Raw genomic sequence first — 19,326 nt, 5'->3', positions numbered from 1 at the left:
TCAGTCCGCCTCCCCGGTCCGGTCCCGGTGGCCGTCCCCGCCCTCGCGCCGGTCCCCGGTGGGGTCGAAGCGGTAGCCGACGCCCCACACCGTCTGGATCAGGCGGGGGCGGGCCGGGTCGTCCTCGACCTTGCCGCGCAGCCGGCGGACGTGGACGGTGACGGTCGACAGGTCGCCGAAGTCCCAGCCCCACACCTCCCGCATCAGCTCCTCGCGGCCGAACGCCCGCCCCGGATGCCGCAGGAGGAAGGCGAGGAGGTCGAACTCCCTCAGGGTGAGGGCGAGTTCGGCGCCGTTCTTGGTGGCACGGCGGGCCGCGGGGTCGACGGCGAGACCGGCCGCGCCGAGCGGGGCGCGGGGGCCGGCCGGGCGGGAGCGGCGCAGTACCGACTCCACGCGCAGCACCAGTTCGCGCGGGCTGAACGGCTTGGTGACGTAGTCGTCGGCGCCCACCTCCAGGCCGAGGATGCGGTCGTCCTCGTCGCCGCGCGCGGTGAGCATGATGACCGGCACCGGGCCTCGCGCACGCAGCCGCCGGCACACCTCCAGCCCGTCCATGCCGGGCAGCATCAGGTCCAGAACCACCAGGTCCGGCCGGTGCCCGGCCGCCCGGACGAGAGCGTCGGGCCCGTCGGCGGCCCGGTCCACGACGTACCCGGCCCGATCGAGATACCCGGCGACCACCTCGGCGACGGTGGGATCGTCATCGACGACGAGAACCCGCCCGGGGGCGGCCCCGGGGCGGGGCTGGGGGGCGGAGGTGGTCCCGGGGGCCGGGGCGGAGGCGGTTCCGTCGACCGGTGTGGAGGCCGTTTCCGGGGCCGGGGCGGGGTGGGGGGTCGGCGCCTGCGGGGTTGCCGCTTCGGGGGGCGGCGAGGCGTGCGGCTGCTGCATGTTTCCACCCTCGCACCGCGCGGGCGCGAAGGCGTGAGCAGGCGTTCGGCGTCCGCGTTTCGTAAGGTGCCGCGGCCCGGTTTGTCCCGGTTCACGTTCGTAGGGTGAGCCTCGTGACCACCTCACCCTCACCGATGGAACCCCCGGGACGCCCGGCGCCCCCGGCGTCCGAGGAGCCTTTCCGGCCCCCGCTGCCCCTGCCCCCGTGTCCCTCCGTGGACGTCGTCCTGCCCTGTCTGGACGAGGCCGAGGCGCTGCCCTGGGTGCTCGACCGGATCCCGGCCGGCTGGCGTGCCCTCGTCGTCGACAACGGCTCCACCGACGGCTCGGCCGGACTCGCCGGCGCGCTCGGCGCGACCGTCGTCCACGAGGAGCGCCGGGGCTTCGGCGCCGCCTGCCACGCCGGGCTGACCGCCGCCACCGCCGACATCGTCTGCTTCTGCGACTGCGACGCCTCCCTCGACCCCGGGCTGCTCGTGCCGTTCGTCGACGCGCTCCGCGACGGCGAGGCCGACCTGGTGCTGGGCAGGCGCCGCCCGCGGGGCCGGGGCGCCTGGCCCGCCCACGCCCGCGCCGGCAACCTGGCCCTCTCCCTGCTGCTGCGCCGCCGCACCGGGCTGCGCCTGCACGACCTCGGCCCCCTGCGCGCCGCCCGCCGCGAGGCCCTCCTCTCCCTCGGCCTGACCGACCGGCGCAGCGGCTACCCCCTGCAGATGGTGGTCCGCGCGGCCGACGCCGGCTGGCGCGTCCGGGAACGCGACGTCCCGTACCGCCCCCGCGCCGGCGCCTCGAAGGTCACCGGCACCTGGCGCGGCACCTGGCAGGCGGTACGCGACATGAGCCGCGTCCTGAACGAGGGCCCGGCGCGGCCGGAGCGAGCAGCGGCGGGGAGGCCCGGGTGACCGCACGCACCAGCCCCACCACCCTGCTCGTCATCGCCAAGGAGCCCCGGCCGGGGCGGGTCAAGACGCGGCTCAGTCCGCCGTTCACCGGCGTCCAGGCCGCCGCGCTCGCCGAGGCCGCCCTCGCCGACACGCTGGACGCGGTGGCCGCCACCCCGGCCGGCCGGCGCGTCCTCGTGCTCGACGGCCGGCCCGGCCCCTGGCTGCCGCCCGGCTTCGACGTCGTACCTCAGTGCGCGGGCGGACTGGACGCGCGGCTCGCCGACGCCTTCGCCCGCTGCACCGGGCCGGCCCTGCTGATCGGCATGGACACCCCACAGGTCACCCCGGAGCTGCTCACCGTGGACCTCGACGGCTACGACGCCTGCTTCGGCCCGGCCGAGGACGGCGGCTTCTGGGCGCTGGGCCTGGCCCGCCCCGACCCCGCCCTGCTGCGCGGGGTGCCGATGTCGTCGCCGCTGACCGGGCAGGCCCAGCGGGAGCGGCTGCGCGCCGCCGGACTCCGGGTGTGCGACCTCCCCCGCCTCCGGGACGTCGACACCGCCGCCGACGCCCACGCCGTCGCCGCCCTGGCCCCGCACGGCCGGTTCGCCGCCCTGCTGTCCGAGTGCGCCCCGGCGGGGTCCCGATGAACACGGTGCCGCGCCTGCTGAGTTCACCCCCGCCACAGACAGCCCCCCGCTACCGGCCACCCGCGGCCGCCGACGGGGGGTCGGTCCGGCTGGGGCCACCCGCACCCGGCGTCGAAAGCGTCACGGGTGGTGCGGGCGAGAACACATCCGCCGAAGGCGCAGCCGAGACGGCCTTGCAGCCGGCGTCGCGGACCGCCGCGCACTGGGCCACCGGCCCCTACGCCACCGCCCTGCGCGCCGGCCGGGGCCCCCTCTTCCTCCGCCACCCCGACGGCCGGCTCCTCCCCCTCGACGTCGAGCGCTGGTGCGCCCGCGCCGACGCCGTCGACCGCGCTGTACTGGACCGCTGCGAGGGTGCCGTCCTGGACGTCGGCTGCGGCCCCGGCCGCCTGGTAGCGGAGCTCGCCACCCGGGGCTGCACCGTCCTCGGCGTCGACGTCAGCGACGCGGCCGTCCACCGCACCCTCGCCCTCGGCGGCCAGGCCCTGCACCGCTCCGTGTTCGACCCGCTCCCCGGCGAGGGCCGCTGGGGCACGGTCCTGCTGATGGACGGCAACGTGGGCATCGGCGGCGACCCCGCCGGCCTGCTGCGCCGCACGGCCCAACTCCTCCGCACCGGCGGCCTGTTGGTCGTCGAGACAGCACCCATCGACATCGACGAGCGCGCCCACGTGCACATGGTCGGCGCCCCTCACGGCCGTACGGCCGTAGGCGACCCGTTCCCCTGGGCCCGGATCGGCACCCCGGCCCTGCTGCGCTACGCGGCCCGGACCGGATGGCGCCCCGCCGCTCAGTGGGCGGCCGGCGACCGCCGCTTCGTGGCCCTGCGCACGCGCGCCGCTCGCCGCGCGCGCAGCGTGAGCAGCAGGGCCGAGCCGCCGAAGAGCACGGCGGTGATCAGCAGCCAGCGGCCGAGGTAGCCATCGGCGGAGCGCCCGGTGAGCAGCCGGTAACGCCGGTCGGTCACACCGAGGATGAGCGGGGACCACACCAGCAGCAGCAGTCCGGACAGCACGGCCGGCACCCGCACGTACGGCGTCCAGGCCCGCCGCCCGGCCGTGCCCAGCGCACGCACCAGCGCCCGGTCGGCGACCGAGTACAGCGGCAGGAGCACGAGGTCGTGCAGCAGCGCGGCGCCCACGATCCACAGGGTCACGCCGCGCCAGTCTCCGGCGAGGAGCCGTACCGCCGCATAACCGGCGAGCGCGAAGGAGCAGATGAGCAGGAGCAGTTGGAGGGGACTCCCCACCGGAACACGCGGTCGCATCACAGGTCTCCGAAGGTCAGCCTGGCCACCCACTTGGTGCAGAGCACGCCGGGTGCGGCGGGCACGATGATCCGGGCCGGGTAGCCGTGGTCGGGGGACAGGTCCTCGCCGTTGACCCGCAGGGCGAGCAGGGAGCGCGGGTCGGCCACCTGGTTGGCACGCAGCGCCCCGCGCCGGAAGGCGCCGTGCCGCTGGAGCGACTCCACGAAGAGGTCGGGCGGCTCGCCGTCGAACCCGGCCAGTGCGGCCAGGTCCCGCAGCCGTACGCCGCGCCACCACTGGTCGGCGGTCGACCAGCCCTCCACGCAGGCGATGGGCAGCGAGGAGCTGTACTGCGGGAGGCGCAGCAGTTCGGCTCGGCTGAGCCGACGCGTGCCGGCGGGCCCGACGACGACCAGCCGCCACGCCTCCTCGCCGGTGTCCTTCGCGCGAACGCCCGCGTAGGCGGCGGTCTTGTTGATCTGGAACGCGTTCGGACCGCTGCCGGGGTCGGACCCGCCGTGCGGTGCCAGCAGGGCCGTACGGCGCAGCGGCCCGCCCAGGCTCTGCCCGACGGTCGTCACGAACAGCGCGAGCGATCCGCCGCCGACCAGCCACAGCGCCCCGCGCCGGGAGACGGTGGGGGGAGCCGGGTCCGGCGAGACGAGGCTCCCGTCCTCCCTGCGCCCCGCACCGGCCGGCTCACCCCCGTCCTCGCACCGCTCGCCCTCGTCCCGCATCCGGCGCCGTACGGTCCGGACCGCCTTCGGCGCCTTCAGCGCGGCGTGCGCGAGGAAGGCGGCGAAGAACACCCAGGCGCCGTAGAAGTGCAGCGGGTAGAAGGAGCCCGGGAAGACGTAGTCCAGTTGGACGTTGAGGACGCCGGTGGTGAACTCGAACAGGCCGCCGCCGACGAGGAGCAGCAGCGACACCCGCTCCAGGGCGTGCGCCAGGGACCGGGCCGGCGGCAGGGCGAAGAGCCTCGGCACCACCGACCACAGCTTGGCCAGCAGGACGGGGATCAGGGTGATGCCGAGGGTGACGTGGAGGCCCTGGGTGAACCGGTACAGCCACACGGGTCCGGTCGGCCAGGCGAACAGGTAGAAGCCGAGGAGGCCCTTGTCCGGGGTGGTGTCGTTCACGCGGGACAGGCCCGGGTTGTAGGCGGCGTACGACACCAGCCCTGTCACGAAGAGCACCGTGACGCCGACGAGGAGGACGAGGCCCAGCACCGAGGTGAACCAGGGGCCGCGCAGGGGGCTGCGCCAGAAACCGGGGGAGGACGGAAGGCGCGGATCGTCTCGCATGTCCCGACGGTAGGCCTGGTCAGGCCGGGAAAAGGGGGTCCGACCGATGACGAAACGCTGACGTCCGCGCCGTACGACCGCTCGCCGCGCCCCGCTCGTCCTAGCGTGCCGGTGTGACCCGGATCCCCTCCCCCTCCCGCACGTTCCGCCGCCCCGCCGCGGACCGCTCCCCCCGCCGCGTGCCGTACGACCTGTTGGCCGCCGGGGCCGCCGCCCTGCTGGTGACGGCGGCTGTGCTGGTCGGCCGGCACATCCAGTTCACCCGCCACACGTTGTTCGTGCACTGGCCGCCGGTGCTCGCGGAATGGGACCCGCACGTCGGCCCGGGGACCCCCGCGGCCGTACTCCTCGCGGTGGCCGGGGTCGCCTACGGCCCGGCGCTGGCCGCCCGCCTGTCCTGGCGCCCGCTGCTGGTGACGGCCTGGGCGGCGTCGACGGCCTGGATCTTCTCCCTGGCCCTGGTCGACGGCTGGCACCGGGGGGTCGCGACCCGGCTCACCACCCACAACGAGTACCTGACGGTCATCGGCCGCTTCCACGACATCCCGGCCACCCTGCGGGACTTCACCCACCACATCGTCGCCGGCACCCCCGCTCCCTGGCCCGCGCATGTGGCCGGCCACCCGCCCGCCGCCACGCTCACGTTCGTCCTCCTGGACCGGATCGGGCTGGGGGGCGGCGGCTGGGCGGGGACGTGGTGCGTCGTGCTCGGCGGCTCGGCGTGCGCGGCCGTACTGGTCGCGGTCCGCGCGCTGGCGGACGAGACCCTGGCCCGCCGGGCGGCACCCTTCCTGGTCCTGGCCCCGGCGGCGGTCTGGCTGGGCACCTCGGCCGACGCCTACTTCACGGCGGTGTCCGCCTGGGCCCTGGCCCTGCTGGCCCTGGCCCTCACACACCGGTCGGCCACTGGTCCAGCCGTGGGTTCAGCCGCGTGGGCGGCCGGCTCCGGCCTCCTCCTCGGCCTGACCTGCTACCTCTCCTACGGCCTCACGCTCGTCGCCGTCATCGCCGCGGCCATGCTCCTGCTGTGCCACCGGGCCGCCGTACGCCCGGCCCTCGTCCTGCCCCTCCTGGCGGGCCTCGCGGTCGTCCCCCTCGCCTTCACCCTCGCGGGCTTCGACTGGTGGACGGCGTACCAGTTGCTGGTCACCCGCTACAACCAGGGGGTCGGCGGCACGCGCCCCTACAGCTACTGGGTCTGGGCCAACCTGGCCTGCACGGTCCTCATCACGGGCCCGGCGACAGCCGCCGCCCTCCCCCGCACGGCCGGCACGCTCACCGGTGGCCCGCTGCGCCGGGGCTCTCCCCCGGCCCGCCTGGCCGTCCTCGTCACCGCCACCCTGCTGGCCGTCCTGATCGCCGACCTCTCGGGCATGAGCAAGGCGGAGACGGAACGCATCTGGCTCCCCTTCGCCCTGTGGCTCCTCCCCGCCACCGCCCGCCTCCCCCACCCCCGCGCCTGGCTGACGGCCCAGGCGACCCTGGCGCTGCTGCTCAACCATCTGCTGTCGACGGGGTGGTGACACAGTCGTCCACAGCTGTGGACGGGCGGTCCGCCGTCATCTGCGGTAAGGCTGACTGCATGAGCACCAGTGCCGATGCCCACGGTCCCGGGCCGACCACCGTCGCCGTCGTGGGTGCCGGCCCCGGGCTCGGGGCCGCCGTCGCGCGGCGGTTCGGACGGGAGGGGTACGGGGTCGCGCTCGTCGCCCGCGATCCGGATCGGCTGGCGGTCCTCGTGAACGAGCTGGCCGCCGAGGGGATCACGGCGCGGGGTTTCCGGGCCGACGTGCGCAGGCCCGAGGAGCTGGCGAGCGCCCTGCACGCCGCAGCGGACGCGCTGGGCCCCATCGAGGTGCTGCAGTACAGCCCCGTACCGCACCGGGACTTCATGCGGCCGGTGCTGGAGACCGGGCCCCGGGAGCTGCTGGGTCCGATCGAGTTCTCGGTGTACGGTCCCGTCGCCGCCGTACAGCAGGTGCTGCCCGGTATGCGGGCGCTGGGGCGCGGGACGATCCTGTTCGTCAACGGGGGCACGGCGGCCGTACCGCATCCGGAGCGCGCGGGGACCTCGATCGCGTTCGCGGCGGAAAGCGCGTACGGGCATCTGCTGCACGAGCGGCTCGCGGCCGAGGGGATCCACGTCGGCCAGCTGATCATCCCGGGGGCGATCACGCCGGGGCACGTACGCAAGGATCCGGACGTGCTCGCGGCGACGCTGTGGGGCATGCACCGGGAGCGCCGGGGCTTCCGCCACTACGCCGACGACCTCGACAGCTGACGCGCATCCTGCGTGAAGAGCGTTTGTGCGCCACTATGGGTGATGGCGGTCACATGACACGCGACAGGGTGGCCGCGCTCGCCTCTCAAAGGGGGCCTTCATGGCTGTCGAGATCCCTCCGCTGATCAAGCCCTCCCACCTCAGAAGGCGAGGGGGTCTGCTGGGTGAGTGCCTGGCGGAGTTCATCGGAACATTCGTGCTCATCGCGTTCGGCTGCGGTGTGGTCGCGATGGCGGTCGCCGCACTGCCCGGGTCGGGCCGTGCCGCCACCCCCACGACGATCTTCCTCGCGGCCGGTGACTGGCTGCTGATCGCCTGGGGCTGGGCGTTCGCCGTCATGTTCGGCGTGTACGTCGCGGGCGGCGTCAGCGGCGCGCACATCAACCCCGCGGTGACCCTCGCATTCGCGGTACGCCGCGGCTTCTCCTGGGCCAAGGTGGTGCCGTACATCATCTCGCAGGTGGCGGGCGCCTTCGTCGGGGCGGCGCTGGTCTACGCCGTCTACCACGATGCGATCAGCGCCTTCGACGGCGCGACGAGGGGGCCGAAGACGAACGGGCACACGCTCGCCACGTTCTCCATCTTCGCGACCTTCCCAGCCCCGTACTTCCACGGCGGCATCTGGGGCCCGCTGGTCGACCAGATCGTCGGCACGGCGTTCCTGGTGATGCTGATCGTGGCGGTGATCGACCTGCGCAACACCGCCGTGAAAGCCAACCTCGGCCCGGTGGTCATCGGCTTCGTGGTCGCCGCGATCGGCATGTCCTTCGGCGCGAACGCGGGCTACGCCATCAACCCGGCCCGCGACTTCGGACCCCGCCTCTTCACCTGGGCCGAGGGCTGGAACAGTCTGGCCTTCCCAGGGAGTTTGGCGGGCTCGTTCAGCGCGTACTGGTGGATTCCCATCGTGGGGCCGCTGATCGGCGGCGTGGTCGGCGTCCTGGCGTACGACCTGTTCATCGGTGACGTCCTCCACGAGCGCGGCCAGCTCGCAGAGCTCCCGGAGCCCGGCCGCACCCGCCCGACGACCTCCGACGAGGAGTAACTCCTCCTCCCCGGCCCCCTCTTCGCAAGCCGACGGCAGTCGTTGTTCAGCTGCCGTCGGCGGAGGTGTTCGCGGCCGCCGCCCGCCGGGCCGCCGCCGCGATCTCCTCCAGGGCCGCGAGGTGGCCGGCGAGCGCCCTGCGGCCGGTGAACGTCAGCGCGGCCCAGGTGCGCGGCCGCTTGCCGACGTGCCCCTTGCGGACACTGACGTACCCGGTCTTCTCCAGGGCGGAGAGCGTCTTGCTCATCGTCGAGTCGGAGACCTGGCAGTAGTCCCGCAGGACGCCGAACTCGGCCTCGCCGCAACCGGAGAGGTAGGCCACGAGGGCAAGCCGCGTGGGGTGGTGCAGGTCCCGGTCCAGGGCCGGATCCGTCGCGCGTCTCCCGCCGCCGTCACTCACTGCGCCGCTCCTGTTCTGACGCCCCGCATCACGTACTCCAGCCCACTGGCCACCCCGAAGGCGACGAGCCACCCCGACGGCCCGTACGGCACCCACGCGAGGAAGCCGACACCGATCGGCACGAGGGACGCCACCCAGCTGCGGCGCCGCCCGAACCAGGGAGTCGTCCCGCCATGATGCACGCCGGCCCAGATGAGCACGAGGAACCCGGCCAGCGCGAGCACACCGGCGCCGAGCAGCCACGCCGACCAGCCCGGCCACACGTCGGCCAGCCCCAGCGCGCTGAACCCCGCGGCGCAGGCGAGGCCTTGCCCCACGGCGTACACCGGTGACCGCACGGCACCGGCCGCCCGGGCGTCGTCGCGCGCCTTGCGCGCCACCCGAAGCAGCTCCATCGACTCGTCCCCCGTGGCACCCATGCGTGAACCTCCGTTACGGCTGGGGCGGTTCGGTCGGCGCCGCCCGTGTGGTCACTTTCATCATGGAGACTACTTTCCCTAAATGCAAGTACTTTCCTGATGCCGGATCAGAACTCCGGGTCCACCCGCGCCTTCCAGGCGTCCGTGAGGAGCCGCGCGACGCCCAGCGGGGCACAGAGTGCGGCGGGCGAGGTCATGGGCACGGCCCAGTAGCTGACGCAGGCCCGCGGAGTGAAGTCCACTTCGGTCACGCGGGGCACGCCCAGGTAGGTGTCCCGCCCCAGAACGCACGCACCGAGCACGGTCCGCCACGCCTCCGCCGCCTGGCCCCAGGCGGCCGGCATGCCCGCCGGCACCAGGACGTAGTACCGGGGCCCGTGCGGGTCACAGATCGCCGCGCCACCGTCGAGCACGTCATCCAGGAACGCGTCCACTTCGCCCCACTCGGCCGACCCGGCCAGACCGTGGAGCACCTGTCCCGGGATCCGCACGGCGGCGAACAGCTTTCCCAGGGGGACCAGCGCCACCTTGTACTCCTGCCATTCCCGGCGGGCGCGCCCAGGAGCTGGGTGGGTGGAGAGCAGCCAGTCCTCGATCGCGCGCCTGCGGTCCGTTGCGGGATGCCGGAGCGTGCGGCACTCCGGACTGGCCGGGCGCGGGGCCGGAGGCGGCGGTTCGGTGACAGGTTCCATGCGCGGCACTCCTTCACGGTGCGGGCCAACCACCCCAGAGACTGGACCGGTGGACCGGTCCAGTCAAGCCCGCACCATCACCGATGGCACGTCAGTTCCCTTGTTACATGGGGTACTTGTCAATCTGTTCGAAGACGTGGGGTGCCGTTACCCCCTCCTCGCACACCAGCGGCGTACCGTCCCGGTCGAATGCCGTGTGCAGGACGACGGCCACGGCCGACGGACACCGCACCTCCAGCAGCCGGGCCTCCTCCTGAGTCGCCAGACGCACCGTGGTGATGTCGACTCCCTCCACCGGGAACCGGCCGGTCTGCCGTCGCACGTAGTGCGTGGTGCCCTCGGCGACAGGCCCCTTCGCCGAGAGACGCGGCGCGGCGTCCGCGACGAGCGGGGGAAACCACGCCGTCACGAGGCTGTGCGGCGTACCGTCGTCGAGCAGCACCAGCCGTACGCGGCGCAACGCCTGCTCCCCGGAGCCGATTTCGAGCGCCGCGCCCACGCGTGCGGGCGGCACGGCACGGTCCGGGACACCGAGGCGCCGGTACGGAGCACCGGCGGACAGCCGGGTGACGCCTGCGCGCCGGCCACCGGCCGGGCGGGCGAGCGGGGTCTTCGCGACGACGAAGCCTGAGCCCTGGCGTGCCACGACCAAACCGTCGTTGCGCAGCACGTCGTACGCCTTGACGACCGTGGCGCGCGAGACTCCCCACTGCTCGGCGAGGTCACGCCCCGAGGGCAGCAGGTCCCCCGGCGCGAACTCGTCGTTCGCCATGCGGGTGCGCAGGTCGTCGGCGATCTGCTCGTACTTCAGCAGCGTCATGGTGAGCACTTCCGATCACTGGACTGGTCCACCGGTAAGCCTCCAGAATGCCCAACATGACAAGCCCCGAGGTAGCGCCGGAGATCGTCAGGTTCTACAGCGAGACCATCGACGAGGCGGAACGGCTGAGCACCACCGCCGACGGGCGCCTGGAGATGGTACGCACCCAGGAGTTGCTGCGCCGCCGACTGCCGAAGCCGCCGGCGAAGGTCCTCGACGTCGGAGGCGGGCCCGGCGCCCACGCGCGATGGCTCGTGGCCGACGGGTACGCCGTACACCTCGTGGACCCGGTCCCCCGGCACGTCGAACAGGCCGCCCAGACCGGAGCCACCGCCGAGTTGGGCGACGCCAGGGCGTTGGCCGCGGCGAACGGGTCGTACGACGTCGTCCTCGTCCTCGGCCCGCTGTACCACCTGCTCGACCGCGCCGACCGGGACCGGGCCCTCGCCGAGGCCTACCGCGTGCTCCGGCCCGGAGGGCTCGTCGCGGCGGCCGGCATCAACCGGTACGCCTCGCTGTTCGAACACACCGCGTACGCGCACCTCCACAAGGAATCGATGCGGAAGAACATCGGCGGCATCCTGGCCACGCAGACCCACGACGGGAAGAAGGCGTTCACGCCCGCGTACTTCCACAGCGCGGAGCAACTCCTCGGCGAGGTGACGGCAGCGGGGTTCGAAGGGGGCGAGGTGCACGGCGTCGAGGGTCCCGCGTGGTCTCTCCTGGCCGCGGCGGAACGCCACACCGGCAAGTCCCTCATCGACTCACCCATGTTCGAGTCGGCCCTGACCGCGGCCCGCATGGCCGAGCCCTACCCCGAACTACTGTCCGCCGGCTCCCACTTGCTGGCCACCGGCCACCGCCCACTGTGACGGGAGCCCCACACCGAGCCCTACTCGGACGGCTCGGTGTGGGCGGAGATCCACTCCAGGCAGCCCTGGGAACCGGACACAATGGGCACAGCCGCAAGCTCCGGGTTCTGCCATGGATGGTGCCTGAGGATGTGCGCCTCCAGATCCGGGTAACGAGCGGCGCTGGTCTTCAGCAGCAACCGCCATTCCTCGCCCGTGCCGAACTCTCCGTCGTGCCAGAACGCGGAGATCACCGGCCCGACGATCTGGGCGCCTGCGGCCAACCGCTCACTGACGACGGAACGCGCCAACTCCACAGCATGCTCACGGGTCGGGGTCGCCGTGGACACTTGCACGTAGTCAGCCACGCCGACGAGCCTATCCGGCGTTCGACGCTTGTGAGCGGCTGAGGGAGCACCTCGGTGCTCCCTTCCCGGGGCCGCGAGGTGGGGCAAGCTCCAGCTATGCCCCGGCCCACTCGGGCGGTGTCGCAGCCTCGTCCCCAGCCAAGCAGGCCAGCTGCGCCGACGTCACCGCCCGTACCGCCAGTGCGCCTGCCGCTGCCGCGCCGATGGTGGCCGCGTCCGAGGCGAGGAGGGGCCAGATCGAGGAGTAGGCGCGGGCGATGATCTCGTCGGTGGAGGCGGAGTAGATGAGGCCGATGCCGGTGACGAGGCTGGTCAGCCAGAGGGCCCACCAGATGCTGACGGAGGCGGGGAGGCGGCGGCCGGGGGCGGTGGTGCGGAACGCGTCGGCGACGATGCCGCGCGGGAACCACAGGTTGACGACGGGGACGATCCAGCCGAGGTAGACCCAGAGACCGGAGTACTTCGGGGGGCAGCCCGAGAGGTCGGCGGCGTTCTCGCGGACGCGGCGGAGCCAGGCCAGGAAGCAGATCGCGCAGACGGCGGTCAGGACTCCGGTCACCGTGGCGACGAAGTGGTAGGAGTCCTCCAGCGCGGTGAGCGGACGGTGCACGCCCTCGCCCTGGTCCGGCGGACCGGAGGCCGGTTCACCGGCGGCGGCGAGCCTGATCTCCCACACCGCCCGCAGCAGGTAGCCGAGTCCGGCGAGCAGCAGGGTGCCGACGGCCATCCGCCCGGCCGAGCGGGTGGGCCGGAAGAGGGACTGCGCTATCTGGTCATTCACGTGATCATCCTGGCGTACGGCGGTGCGCCGGGGCCACGTGACCCGGCCGAGAGGTACGGCTACGACAGCCCCGACGGCCGCAGGCCGCGCAGTTTGTCCGGGTTGACCTGGAGGCGGATGTTGGTGATGCCCGCCTCCGTGAGGTCGTAGGTGAGGGCTCCTGCCGGGGTGCCGGAGGCGGTGAGGAGGAGGGACGGTTCGCCGTTGATCCGGGCGGGTTCGAAGGCGACGCCGGTCATCTGCGGCTTGGTCAGGATGCCGAGGATCCAGCGCGCCACGTGGTCGGGGCCGTGGACGGGCCGGCGGGCGGCGCTGACCTTGCCGCCGCCGTCGGCCCAGACGGTGACGTCGGGGGCGAGGAGTTCCAGCACCGCGTTGAGGTCGCCGCCGGCGCACGCCTCGATGAAGCGGTCGGTGACGGCGGCGCGCCGCCCGGGGTCGGTGTCGTAGCGGGGGCGGCGGGAGCGCACGTGGGAGCGGGCCCGGTGGGCGATCTGCCGGACGGCGGGCTCGGGGCGGTCCAGGAAGCCGGCGATCTCCGCGTGGGAGAAGCCGAAGACCTCGCGGAGCACGAACACCGCCCGTTCGACCGGGGCGAGCGTCTCCAGGACGACCAGCATCGCCGTCGACACGCTGTCCGCCAGCTCCGTCTCCTCGGCAGCGTCGGGGGAGGCCAGGAGGGGTTCGGGGAGCCAGGGTCCGACGTAGTGCTCGCGGGTGGCGCGCGCGGAGGTGAGGCGGTTGAGGCAGAGGTTGGTGACCGTGCGGACCAGGTAGGCGCGGGGACTGCGGACGGTGGTGCGGTCGGCGGCGTGCCAGGTGAGCCAGGTGTCCTGGAGGACGTCCTCGGTGTCCGTCACGCTCCCGAGCATGCGGTAGGCGGTCGCGAACAGCAGCCGCCGGTGGGAGAAGTACGGGTCCGTGCCGTCGTGGTCCGCGTCCTCGTGATCCGCGTCCTCGTGGCCCGCGTCCTCGTGGTCCGTGCCGTCGTGGTCCATGGGAGCAACCTGCCAGAGCACCGCGGCTCCGGCCAGGTCACCGCACCGTCAGGCCATCCAGAAGAAGACCGCCGTCATCCGCTTCTCCTCCAGCGTCGTACCGGAGTAGCCCGTCGCGCTGTGCACGAGGTTGGCGTTGTAGAGGAGGAGGCGGTTGTACTTGTGGGGGACGCGGACGTCCTCCTCGAAAGCGTTCGGCGCCACGAAGCGGGTGCCGAGGGCCTCGACGAGGTTGTTGTGCGGGGCCTGGACGACGTTGCCGCCGAGCCGGCCGCCGGGCAGGGACTGGCGGAAGAAGCTGGTGCCGCAGTCCTTGGGGACGGCCGGGTTCAGGTACAGCACGGCCGCGTACCGGCACAGCGCGCGCGAGTCGGTGTGCGGGCGCGGCTCGCTCTCGCCCTCGCCGACGACCTGGACGCAGTTGTGGTTGAGGGTGCCGCCGCCGGGCGCCTGCTGCACCCACAGCTCCTTCGCCCCGGTCGCCTTCCTCACCAGCCGCTCGATGCGGGCCAGTTCCGCCGGTTCCAGGCCGGGCATGGCGCGCAGGCCCGGCCAGGTCTCCGAGGTGTACGGGTACCCCTTGACCCAGTCGTCCTTGGCCAGGCACCGCTCCCGTACGGCGTCCACGTCGGGCAGGACGTCGTCCAGCACCCAGTAGTCGCGGCCCTTGGTGGGCTTGCGGTAGGGCAGGACGGGCAGCGCGGCGGGCATCCTGGGCGGGGGTTGAGCGGGCATACGGCCGAACTTAGGGCGGGGTTCGTCCTGGGTTCGGCCGGGGAATGGTCAACTCTCCCTGCGGATGGTCAATCTTTGCCCAACCGAGGGCCGGGCAAGGCAGGCGTTACGGGCGATCCGCCCAGGTCGCCGGAGGGGCGCGGGAAGCTCCCGGATTTTTCGGTGCGCGACAGATACGAACGGCTCCCGCGTCCGTACTGCTGTGTGTCCTCACCGCCCGCCGGGCGGATCCATGGCCGGGCAGGAGGCACGGTGCGCTTTTCGCGGAACGCGACGGGAACCATTTTCGTGGGGGGTGCGATGGCCCTCACCCTCGCCGCGCTCGTCTATCCCGGCATGCTCGGCCTGAACCAGGTGACCAGCCAGTCCACCCGGATCATCGCCAACACCCAGTGGGGGCCGCTGACCGAGGGCGACCGGGACTTCGTGGTGAAGGTGCGGGCGGCGGGGCTGTGGGAGTACCCGGTGGGGCAGCTGGGGCTGCAGAAGGGCACCACCAAGGGGGTGGTCACCGCGAGCCGGCACCTGATCGACGGGCACGCGGCGCTGGACGCCTCCTGCCGCAAGATCGCGCCGATGCTGAACATCACGCTGCCCAACGTGGCGAGCCCCCAGCAGGAGGGCTTCGTGCAGACGCTCAAGTCCGACCAGGGCAGACAGTTCGACGTCGACTTCGCCAACACGCTGCGGATGACGCACGGCTCTATCTTCAACACGATCGCGAAGATCCGCTCCACCACCAAGAACTCGCTGGTGCGGGCGCTGGCCGACCAGGCCAACGACACCGTGCTCGACCACATCACGGTGATGGAGAGGACGGGCCTGATCGACTTCGACCAGACCCTCTTCCAGCAGACGACCCCGCCGAAGCTGCCCCAGGCCGACCTGACGCCGCCGCCCCCGCCCGCCGGCCAGCCCGAGGTGATCCTCACCCCGCCGCCGAACGCGACGTCCACGCCGCTGGACCTGAACGGCATCACCGACAGCGGGGACAGCAAGGACCGGGGCAACGCGCCGGGGCCGGCCCCGACGGCGGGTTAGTCCAGCCACACGGTGGTGTCCGGCGGGAGGAGTCCCGCCTCCGGGAGCGGGGTGCTGGCCAGCAGGACCTCGCCCGGGGGCAGGGGCACGGGCGCGGCGGTGAGGTTGGTGACGCAGCGCCAGGCCTCGGTGCGGGCGAAGTCCAGGACCCCGGCCGGCGCCCCGGGCGTCCAGGTCAGCGACTCGCCCTGGAGCAGCTTGCGGCGCAGGCGCAGGGCGGTGCGGTACAGCTCCAGCGTGGAGCCCTCGGTACCGGCCTGTGCCTCGACGGCGTACGACGCGAACGACGCCGGCTGCGGCAGCCAGGAGGCCCCGGTCCCGAAGCCGTACGACGGTCCGGTCGTCGTCCACGGCAGGGGCACCCGGCAGCCGTCGCGGCCCTTGCGGACGTGGCCGGTCTGCTCCCAGATGGGGTCCTGGAGGACCTCGGTGGGCAGGTCGGCGACCTCGGGCAGGCCGAGTTCCTCGCCCTGGTAGACGTACGACGATCCCGGCAGCGCCAGCATCAGCAGCGTGGCCGCGCGGGCCCGGCGCAGGCCGGCCTCCTGGTCGACGGCCGGCGCGTGACCGCCGGACAGCAGCCAGGCGTCGGGGTCGGTGCCGGGCGGGAGCATCAGGCGGGTGGCGTGCCGGACGACGTCGTGGTTGGACAGCACCCAGGTCGCCGAGGCGCCGGCGGCGCGGGCGGTGGCGAGGGAGCCGCCGATGACCTCGCGCAGTTCGTCCGCGTCCCAGCCGGCTTGCAGGTACTCGAAGTTGAAGGCCTGGCCGAGTTCGTCGGGGCGGGCGTACAGGGCGCGGCGGGCGTCCGGTACCCAGGCCTCGGCGACGGCGGTGCGGGGCGGGGTGTAGGAGTCGAAGACGCGGCGCCAGTCGCGGTAGATCTCGTGGACCTCGTCCCGGTCCCAGTGGGGGTGGGTGCCGGGCGGGACCCGGGGCAGGGCGTCCTCGCCGGTGGCGCCGATGTCGCCGGTGTCGCGGAGTGGCTCGGTGAGGTCCTTGGCGAGGCCGTGGGCGACGTCGACGCGGAAGCCGTCCACGCCGCGGTCGGACCAGAAGCGGAGCGTGGTGCGGAAGTCGGCGCGCACCTCCTCGTTGGCCCAGTTGAGGTCGGGCTGCTCGGGGGCGAAGAGGTGGAGGTACCACTCGCCGTCGGGGACACGGCGCCAGGCGGTGCCGCCGAACACGGACTGCCAGTCGGTGGGCGGGAGTTCGCCGTGCGGGCCGCGGCCGGGGCGGAAGACGTAGCGGTCGCGGGCGGGGGAGCCGGGGGCGGAGCGCAGGGCCTCCTGGAACCAGGCGTGCTGGTGCGAGGTGTGGTTGGGGACGAGGTCGACGACGACCTTCAGGCCGAGGCGGTGGGCCTCGGCGGCGAGGGCGTCGAAGTCGTCGAGGGTGCCGAGGCGGGGGTCGACGTCACGGTGGTCGGCGACGTCGTAGCCGCCGTCGGCGAGTTCGGAGGGGTAGAAGGGGCTGAGCCAGAGGGCGTCGACGCCGAGGGTGGCGAGGTGGTCGAGATGGGCGGTGATGCCGTTGAGGTCGCCGAGTCCGTCGCCGTCGGCGTCGGCGAAGCTGCGGGGGTAGATCTGGTAGATGACTGCCTGGCGCCACCAGTCGGGGTTGCGGGGGGAGAGGTCTGCCATACCTGGACTCTGTCCACATTGCCCGGAAAGGGAACATTGGGGTTGGGGCGCGGTGACACTGGGCCGGGTTGGTGCTCGTGCGGCGGCGCCGCGCTGGGCCCCTCAGGGGGCTCCGCCCCCGAACCCCCCGGCCTCGCCCACCCACCACCCGACTCGCTGGATCGAGAAGTAACCGCCGAGGCCCGACTCGGTGGCCCGGAGGGGGCCCCGGACGGCCGACTCGGTGGGGCGGAGGGACCCTTGGTGGTCGACCCGGTGGGACGGAAGGAACCCCCCGCGGACGACCCGCAGGGGCGGGAGGGACCCTTGGTGGTCGACCCGGTGGGACGGAAGGAACCCCCCGCGGACGACCCGCAGGGACGGAAGGAACCCCCGACGGACGACCCGGCGGGACGGAAGGAACCCCCGGCGGACGACTCGGTGGGGCGGGAGGGGGCCTTGGTGGGCGGCGGGCAGGCGGGTTCAGCAGTGTTGGAGTACCGCTGCGATCTCCTCGTCGACCAAGCGGTAGCGGACCACGCGGCCCTCCTTCTCGCCCGTTACCGCGCCGGCGGCGCGCAGCAGGCGGAGGGCCTGGGAGACGGCGGGGTCGTTCATGCCGGTGGCGATGGCGAGGTCGGAGACGGCGAGCGGGCCCGTGCGGTGCAGGGCGAGCAGGAGGGCCAGCCGGTTGGGGTCTGCGAGCAGGGAGAAGCGGTCGGCCCAGGTGCGTACGTGGCCCGCGTCGCCGATGGCGGCGATCGCCTCGCACACCCGGTGACCGTCGATGGTGCGACGGTCCGCTCGGTCGGCAGGCACGAGATGCATGCCGACATCTTCGCAGGCCGCGATGTGATCTTGAATACCTGCCCAGGTATGCAGCTATGCAGGCACCCGCCCGCACCTCTACCGTAGGCACGCCGTGGTGTTCGGGAAGTCGGTGACGGCCCCTCAGGGGTCCATGCCGACGCGGCCCTCGCCACTGTGATCGGGGAGTTCTCGTCCCGTCCGGCACCCGCCGGGCCACTGGTCGTACGACCGGGAAGGCAGGGACGGCGAACGCGCGACCCGTCAGCCAGGAGACCGGCCACGGCAGCTCACGAAGTGATCCACGAGGTGCTGGAGCGTGAACCGGATGACCTTGCCCGACCCTGCCCGCAGTACGGCCGTGAGGCCGAGCTCGACCGGACCGGACGCCCCCGGGCCGAACACCTTCAAGTGGCGGCGGGAGGACACCTACCGCACGGCGGGGCTGCTGGCCGTGATCGCCGCCCTGCACGTCGTCGCGTTCGGCGTGCTGTTCCTGCTGGTCGCCCCGCAGCACTACAAGGTCGGCCACGAGGTCTTCGGCATCGGCCTCGGCGTCACCGCCTACACCCTCGGCATGCGGCACGCCTTCGACGCCGACCACATCGCCGCGATCGACAACACCACCCGCAAGCTGATGGCCGACGGCAAGCGGCCGGTGTCCGTCGGCTTCTGGTTCGCGCTCGGCCACTCCAGCGTGGTCGTGCTGCTCGCCCTGCTGATCGCGGGCGGCACCTCGCTGGCCGGAAAGGTGACAGACGAGCACTCGGCCACCCACCGGGTGCTCGGGTTCCTCGGTACGACGATCTCGGGCACGTTCCTCTATCTCATCGCCGCGCTCAACCTGATCGCCCTGGTCGGCATCCTGCGCGTGTTCCGCGCGATGCGGGCGGGGACGTACGACGAGAAGGAACTCGAACAGCACCTGGACTCCCGGGGGTTCATGAACCGGCTGCTGGGCCGGCTCACCAGGTCCGTGTCCCGGCCGGGCCAGATGTACCCGCTGGGCTTCCTGTTCGGCCTCGGCTTCGACACGGCCACCGAGGTCACGCTGATGGTGATGGCCGGCTCGGGCGCGGCGGCGGGACTGCCGTGGTACGCGGTGCTGTGCCTGCCGCTCCTCTTCGCGGCCGGCATGAGCCTGTTCGACACGCTGGACGGCACGTTCATGAACTTCGCCTACCAGTGGGCGTTCTCCAACCCCGTCCGCAAGGTGTTCTACAACCTCACCATCACCGGCCTGTCCATCGCGGTCGCCTTCTTCATCGGCACGATCGAACTGGTCGGCGTCCTGCACGACAAGTTCGCCCTGAGCGACGCCGTCACCACCTGGATCGCCGGCCTCAACCTGGACAGCGTCGGCTACATCATCGTCGGTCTCTTCGTCGTCGTCTGGGCCCTCGCCCTCTCCTACTGGCGCCTCGCCCGCGTGGAGGACCGCTGGACCCTGGAGGCACCCGCGGCGTCGGAGTGAGGGAACTGCTG

General features: G+C 73.1%; 21 protein-coding genes and 1 riboswitch. Of the genes, 9 read left to right on the top strand and 12 right to left on the bottom strand.

Annotated elements, in window-relative coordinates:
• On the bottom strand, positions 1 to 894 hold the full coding sequence (locus ABZ854_RS06290) for a response regulator transcription factor (protein WP_361205081.1): 894 nt from the start codon (positions 892 to 894) through the stop codon (positions 1 to 3).
• Positions 895 to 1,109: 215 nt separating this feature from the next.
• On the opposite strand from ABZ854_RS06290, the gene ABZ854_RS06285 reads away from it, so the two are divergent.
• The 3 genes from ABZ854_RS06285 (at position 1,110) to ABZ854_RS06275 (ending at position 3,348) form a co-directional block, all read left to right on the top strand.
• Positions 1,110 to 1,796, top strand: a complete 687-nt coding sequence (locus ABZ854_RS06285; protein WP_361205193.1) for a glycosyltransferase family 2 protein — start codon at positions 1,110 to 1,112, stop codon at positions 1,794 to 1,796.
• A complete protein-coding gene (locus tag ABZ854_RS06280) occupies positions 1,793 to 2,428 on the top strand; it encodes a DUF2064 domain-containing protein (protein ID WP_361205078.1) in 636 nt (211 codons plus the stop codon). The genes ABZ854_RS06285 and ABZ854_RS06280 overlap by 4 nt, the downstream gene beginning before the upstream one ends.
• A 173-nt stretch (positions 2,429 to 2,601) precedes the next feature.
• Positions 2,602 to 3,348, top strand: a complete 747-nt coding sequence (locus tag ABZ854_RS06275) for a methyltransferase domain-containing protein (protein WP_361205075.1) — start codon at positions 2,602 to 2,604, stop codon at positions 3,346 to 3,348.
• A 346-nt stretch (positions 3,349 to 3,694) separates the two neighbouring features.
• On the opposite strand, the gene ABZ854_RS06270 is transcribed toward ABZ854_RS06275, so the two are convergent.
• Positions 3,695 to 4,981 (bottom strand): molybdopterin-dependent oxidoreductase, encoded by a 1,287-nt coding sequence (locus ABZ854_RS06270; protein ID WP_361205072.1) that lies wholly within the window; start codon positions 4,979 to 4,981, stop codon positions 3,695 to 3,697.
• Positions 4,982 to 5,160: 179 nt separating this feature from the next.
• Here ABZ854_RS06270 and ABZ854_RS06265 point away from each other — a divergent pair, with 179 nt between their 5' ends.
• The 3 genes from ABZ854_RS06265 (at position 5,161) to ABZ854_RS06255 (ending at position 8,307) form a co-directional block, all read left to right on the top strand.
• Positions 5,161 to 6,504, top strand: coding sequence for a hypothetical protein (locus ABZ854_RS06265; RefSeq protein WP_361205190.1), 1,344 nt, complete (start codon positions 5,161 to 5,163; stop codon positions 6,502 to 6,504).
• 59 nt (positions 6,505 to 6,563) lie between these two features.
• Complete coding sequence (locus ABZ854_RS06260; protein ID WP_361205069.1) at positions 6,564 to 7,262, top strand: SDR family NAD(P)-dependent oxidoreductase; 699 nt, start codon at positions 6,564 to 6,566, stop codon at positions 7,260 to 7,262.
• Between the two features lie 100 nt (positions 7,263 to 7,362).
• Positions 7,363 to 8,307, top strand: a complete 945-nt coding sequence (locus tag ABZ854_RS06255; RefSeq protein WP_361205066.1) for an MIP/aquaporin family protein — start codon at positions 7,363 to 7,365, stop codon at positions 8,305 to 8,307.
• Positions 8,308 to 8,353: 46 nt separating this feature from the next.
• Here the strand turns inward: ABZ854_RS06255 and ABZ854_RS06250 are convergent, their stop codons facing one another.
• From ABZ854_RS06250 to ABZ854_RS06235, 4 genes are all read right to left on the bottom strand, one after another.
• Positions 8,354 to 8,707, bottom strand: coding sequence for a transcriptional regulator (locus ABZ854_RS06250; protein ID WP_361205063.1), 354 nt, complete (start codon positions 8,705 to 8,707; stop codon positions 8,354 to 8,356).
• Entirely contained in the window at positions 8,704 to 9,126 is a 423-nt protein-coding gene (locus tag ABZ854_RS06245; protein ID WP_361205060.1) for a hypothetical protein, read from the bottom strand. Before ABZ854_RS06245 ends, ABZ854_RS06250 begins: the two co-directional genes overlap by 4 nt.
• A 107-nt stretch (positions 9,127 to 9,233) precedes the next feature.
• On the bottom strand, positions 9,234 to 9,818 hold the full coding sequence (locus ABZ854_RS06240; RefSeq protein WP_361205056.1) for a hypothetical protein: 585 nt from the start codon (positions 9,816 to 9,818) through the stop codon (positions 9,234 to 9,236).
• A gap of 103 nt (positions 9,819 to 9,921) precedes the next feature.
• The gene (locus tag ABZ854_RS06235; protein WP_361205053.1) at positions 9,922 to 10,638 is read right to left on the bottom strand and encodes a GntR family transcriptional regulator; all 717 of its coding nucleotides are present in this window, start codon (positions 10,636 to 10,638) and stop codon (positions 9,922 to 9,924) included.
• 56 nt (positions 10,639 to 10,694) lie between these two features.
• Here ABZ854_RS06235 and ABZ854_RS06230 point away from each other — a divergent pair, with 56 nt between their 5' ends.
• Positions 10,695 to 11,510, top strand: a complete 816-nt coding sequence (locus ABZ854_RS06230; RefSeq protein WP_361205050.1) for a methyltransferase domain-containing protein — start codon at positions 10,695 to 10,697, stop codon at positions 11,508 to 11,510.
• A 20-nt stretch (positions 11,511 to 11,530) separates the two neighbouring features.
• Here ABZ854_RS06230 and cutA read toward each other — a convergent pair whose 3' ends face one another.
• The 4 genes from cutA to ABZ854_RS06210 all read right to left on the bottom strand — a co-directional run bounded on the left by cutA (position 11,531) and on the right by ABZ854_RS06210 (position 14,371).
• A complete protein-coding gene (gene cutA / locus ABZ854_RS06225) occupies positions 11,531 to 11,857 on the bottom strand; it encodes a divalent-cation tolerance protein CutA (protein WP_361205047.1) in 327 nt (108 codons plus the stop codon).
• Between the two features lie 94 nt (positions 11,858 to 11,951).
• Positions 11,952 to 12,638, bottom strand: coding sequence for a DUF4328 domain-containing protein (locus ABZ854_RS06220; RefSeq protein ID WP_361205044.1), 687 nt, complete (start codon positions 12,636 to 12,638; stop codon positions 11,952 to 11,954).
• 59 nt (positions 12,639 to 12,697) lie between these two features.
• A complete protein-coding gene (sigJ, locus tag ABZ854_RS06215; RefSeq protein WP_361205187.1) occupies positions 12,698 to 13,510 on the bottom strand; it encodes an RNA polymerase sigma factor SigJ in 813 nt (270 codons plus the stop codon).
• A 174-nt stretch (positions 13,511 to 13,684) separates the two neighbouring features.
• Entirely contained in the window at positions 13,685 to 14,371 is a 687-nt protein-coding gene (locus ABZ854_RS06210) for a DUF6445 family protein (protein ID WP_361205041.1), read from the bottom strand.
• Positions 14,372 to 14,671: 300 nt separating this feature from the next.
• Between ABZ854_RS06210 and ABZ854_RS06205 the strand changes: the two genes are divergently transcribed.
• Positions 14,672 to 15,412, top strand: a complete 741-nt coding sequence (locus ABZ854_RS06205; RefSeq protein WP_361205038.1) for a DUF4142 domain-containing protein — start codon at positions 14,672 to 14,674, stop codon at positions 15,410 to 15,412.
• Here ABZ854_RS06205 and ABZ854_RS06200 read toward each other — a convergent pair.
• Together ABZ854_RS06200 and ABZ854_RS06195 are read right to left on the bottom strand one after the other, a co-directional pair.
• Positions 15,409 to 17,055: a glycoside hydrolase family 13 protein gene (locus tag ABZ854_RS06200; RefSeq protein ID WP_361205035.1), complete on the bottom strand. Its 1,647-nt coding sequence runs from the start codon at positions 17,053 to 17,055 to the stop codon at positions 15,409 to 15,411. The two genes, ABZ854_RS06205 and ABZ854_RS06200, sit on opposite strands and share 4 nt — an antisense overlap.
• Positions 17,056 to 17,517: 462 nt before the next feature.
• On the bottom strand, positions 17,518 to 17,862 hold the full coding sequence (locus ABZ854_RS06195; protein WP_361205031.1) for a metalloregulator ArsR/SmtB family transcription factor: 345 nt from the start codon (positions 17,860 to 17,862) through the stop codon (positions 17,518 to 17,520).
• 78 nt (positions 17,863 to 17,940) lie between these two features.
• A riboswitch (cobalamin riboswitch) is annotated at positions 17,941 to 18,141 on the top strand.
• Between the two features lie 61 nt (positions 18,142 to 18,202).
• Between ABZ854_RS06195 and ABZ854_RS06190 the strand changes: the two genes are divergently transcribed.
• Positions 18,203 to 19,315 (top strand): HoxN/HupN/NixA family nickel/cobalt transporter, encoded by a 1,113-nt coding sequence (locus ABZ854_RS06190; protein ID WP_361205028.1) that lies wholly within the window; start codon positions 18,203 to 18,205, stop codon positions 19,313 to 19,315.
• Positions 19,316 to 19,326: the final 11 nt, after the last annotated feature.

This window comes from Streptomyces sp. NPDC047028, assembly GCF_040644095.1.
Classification (GTDB): domain Bacteria; phylum Actinomycetota; class Actinomycetes; order Streptomycetales; family Streptomycetaceae; genus Streptomyces.
The sequence above is the reverse complement of the archived record's forward strand: the minus strand, read 5'-3'. Positions and strand labels throughout refer to the sequence as shown.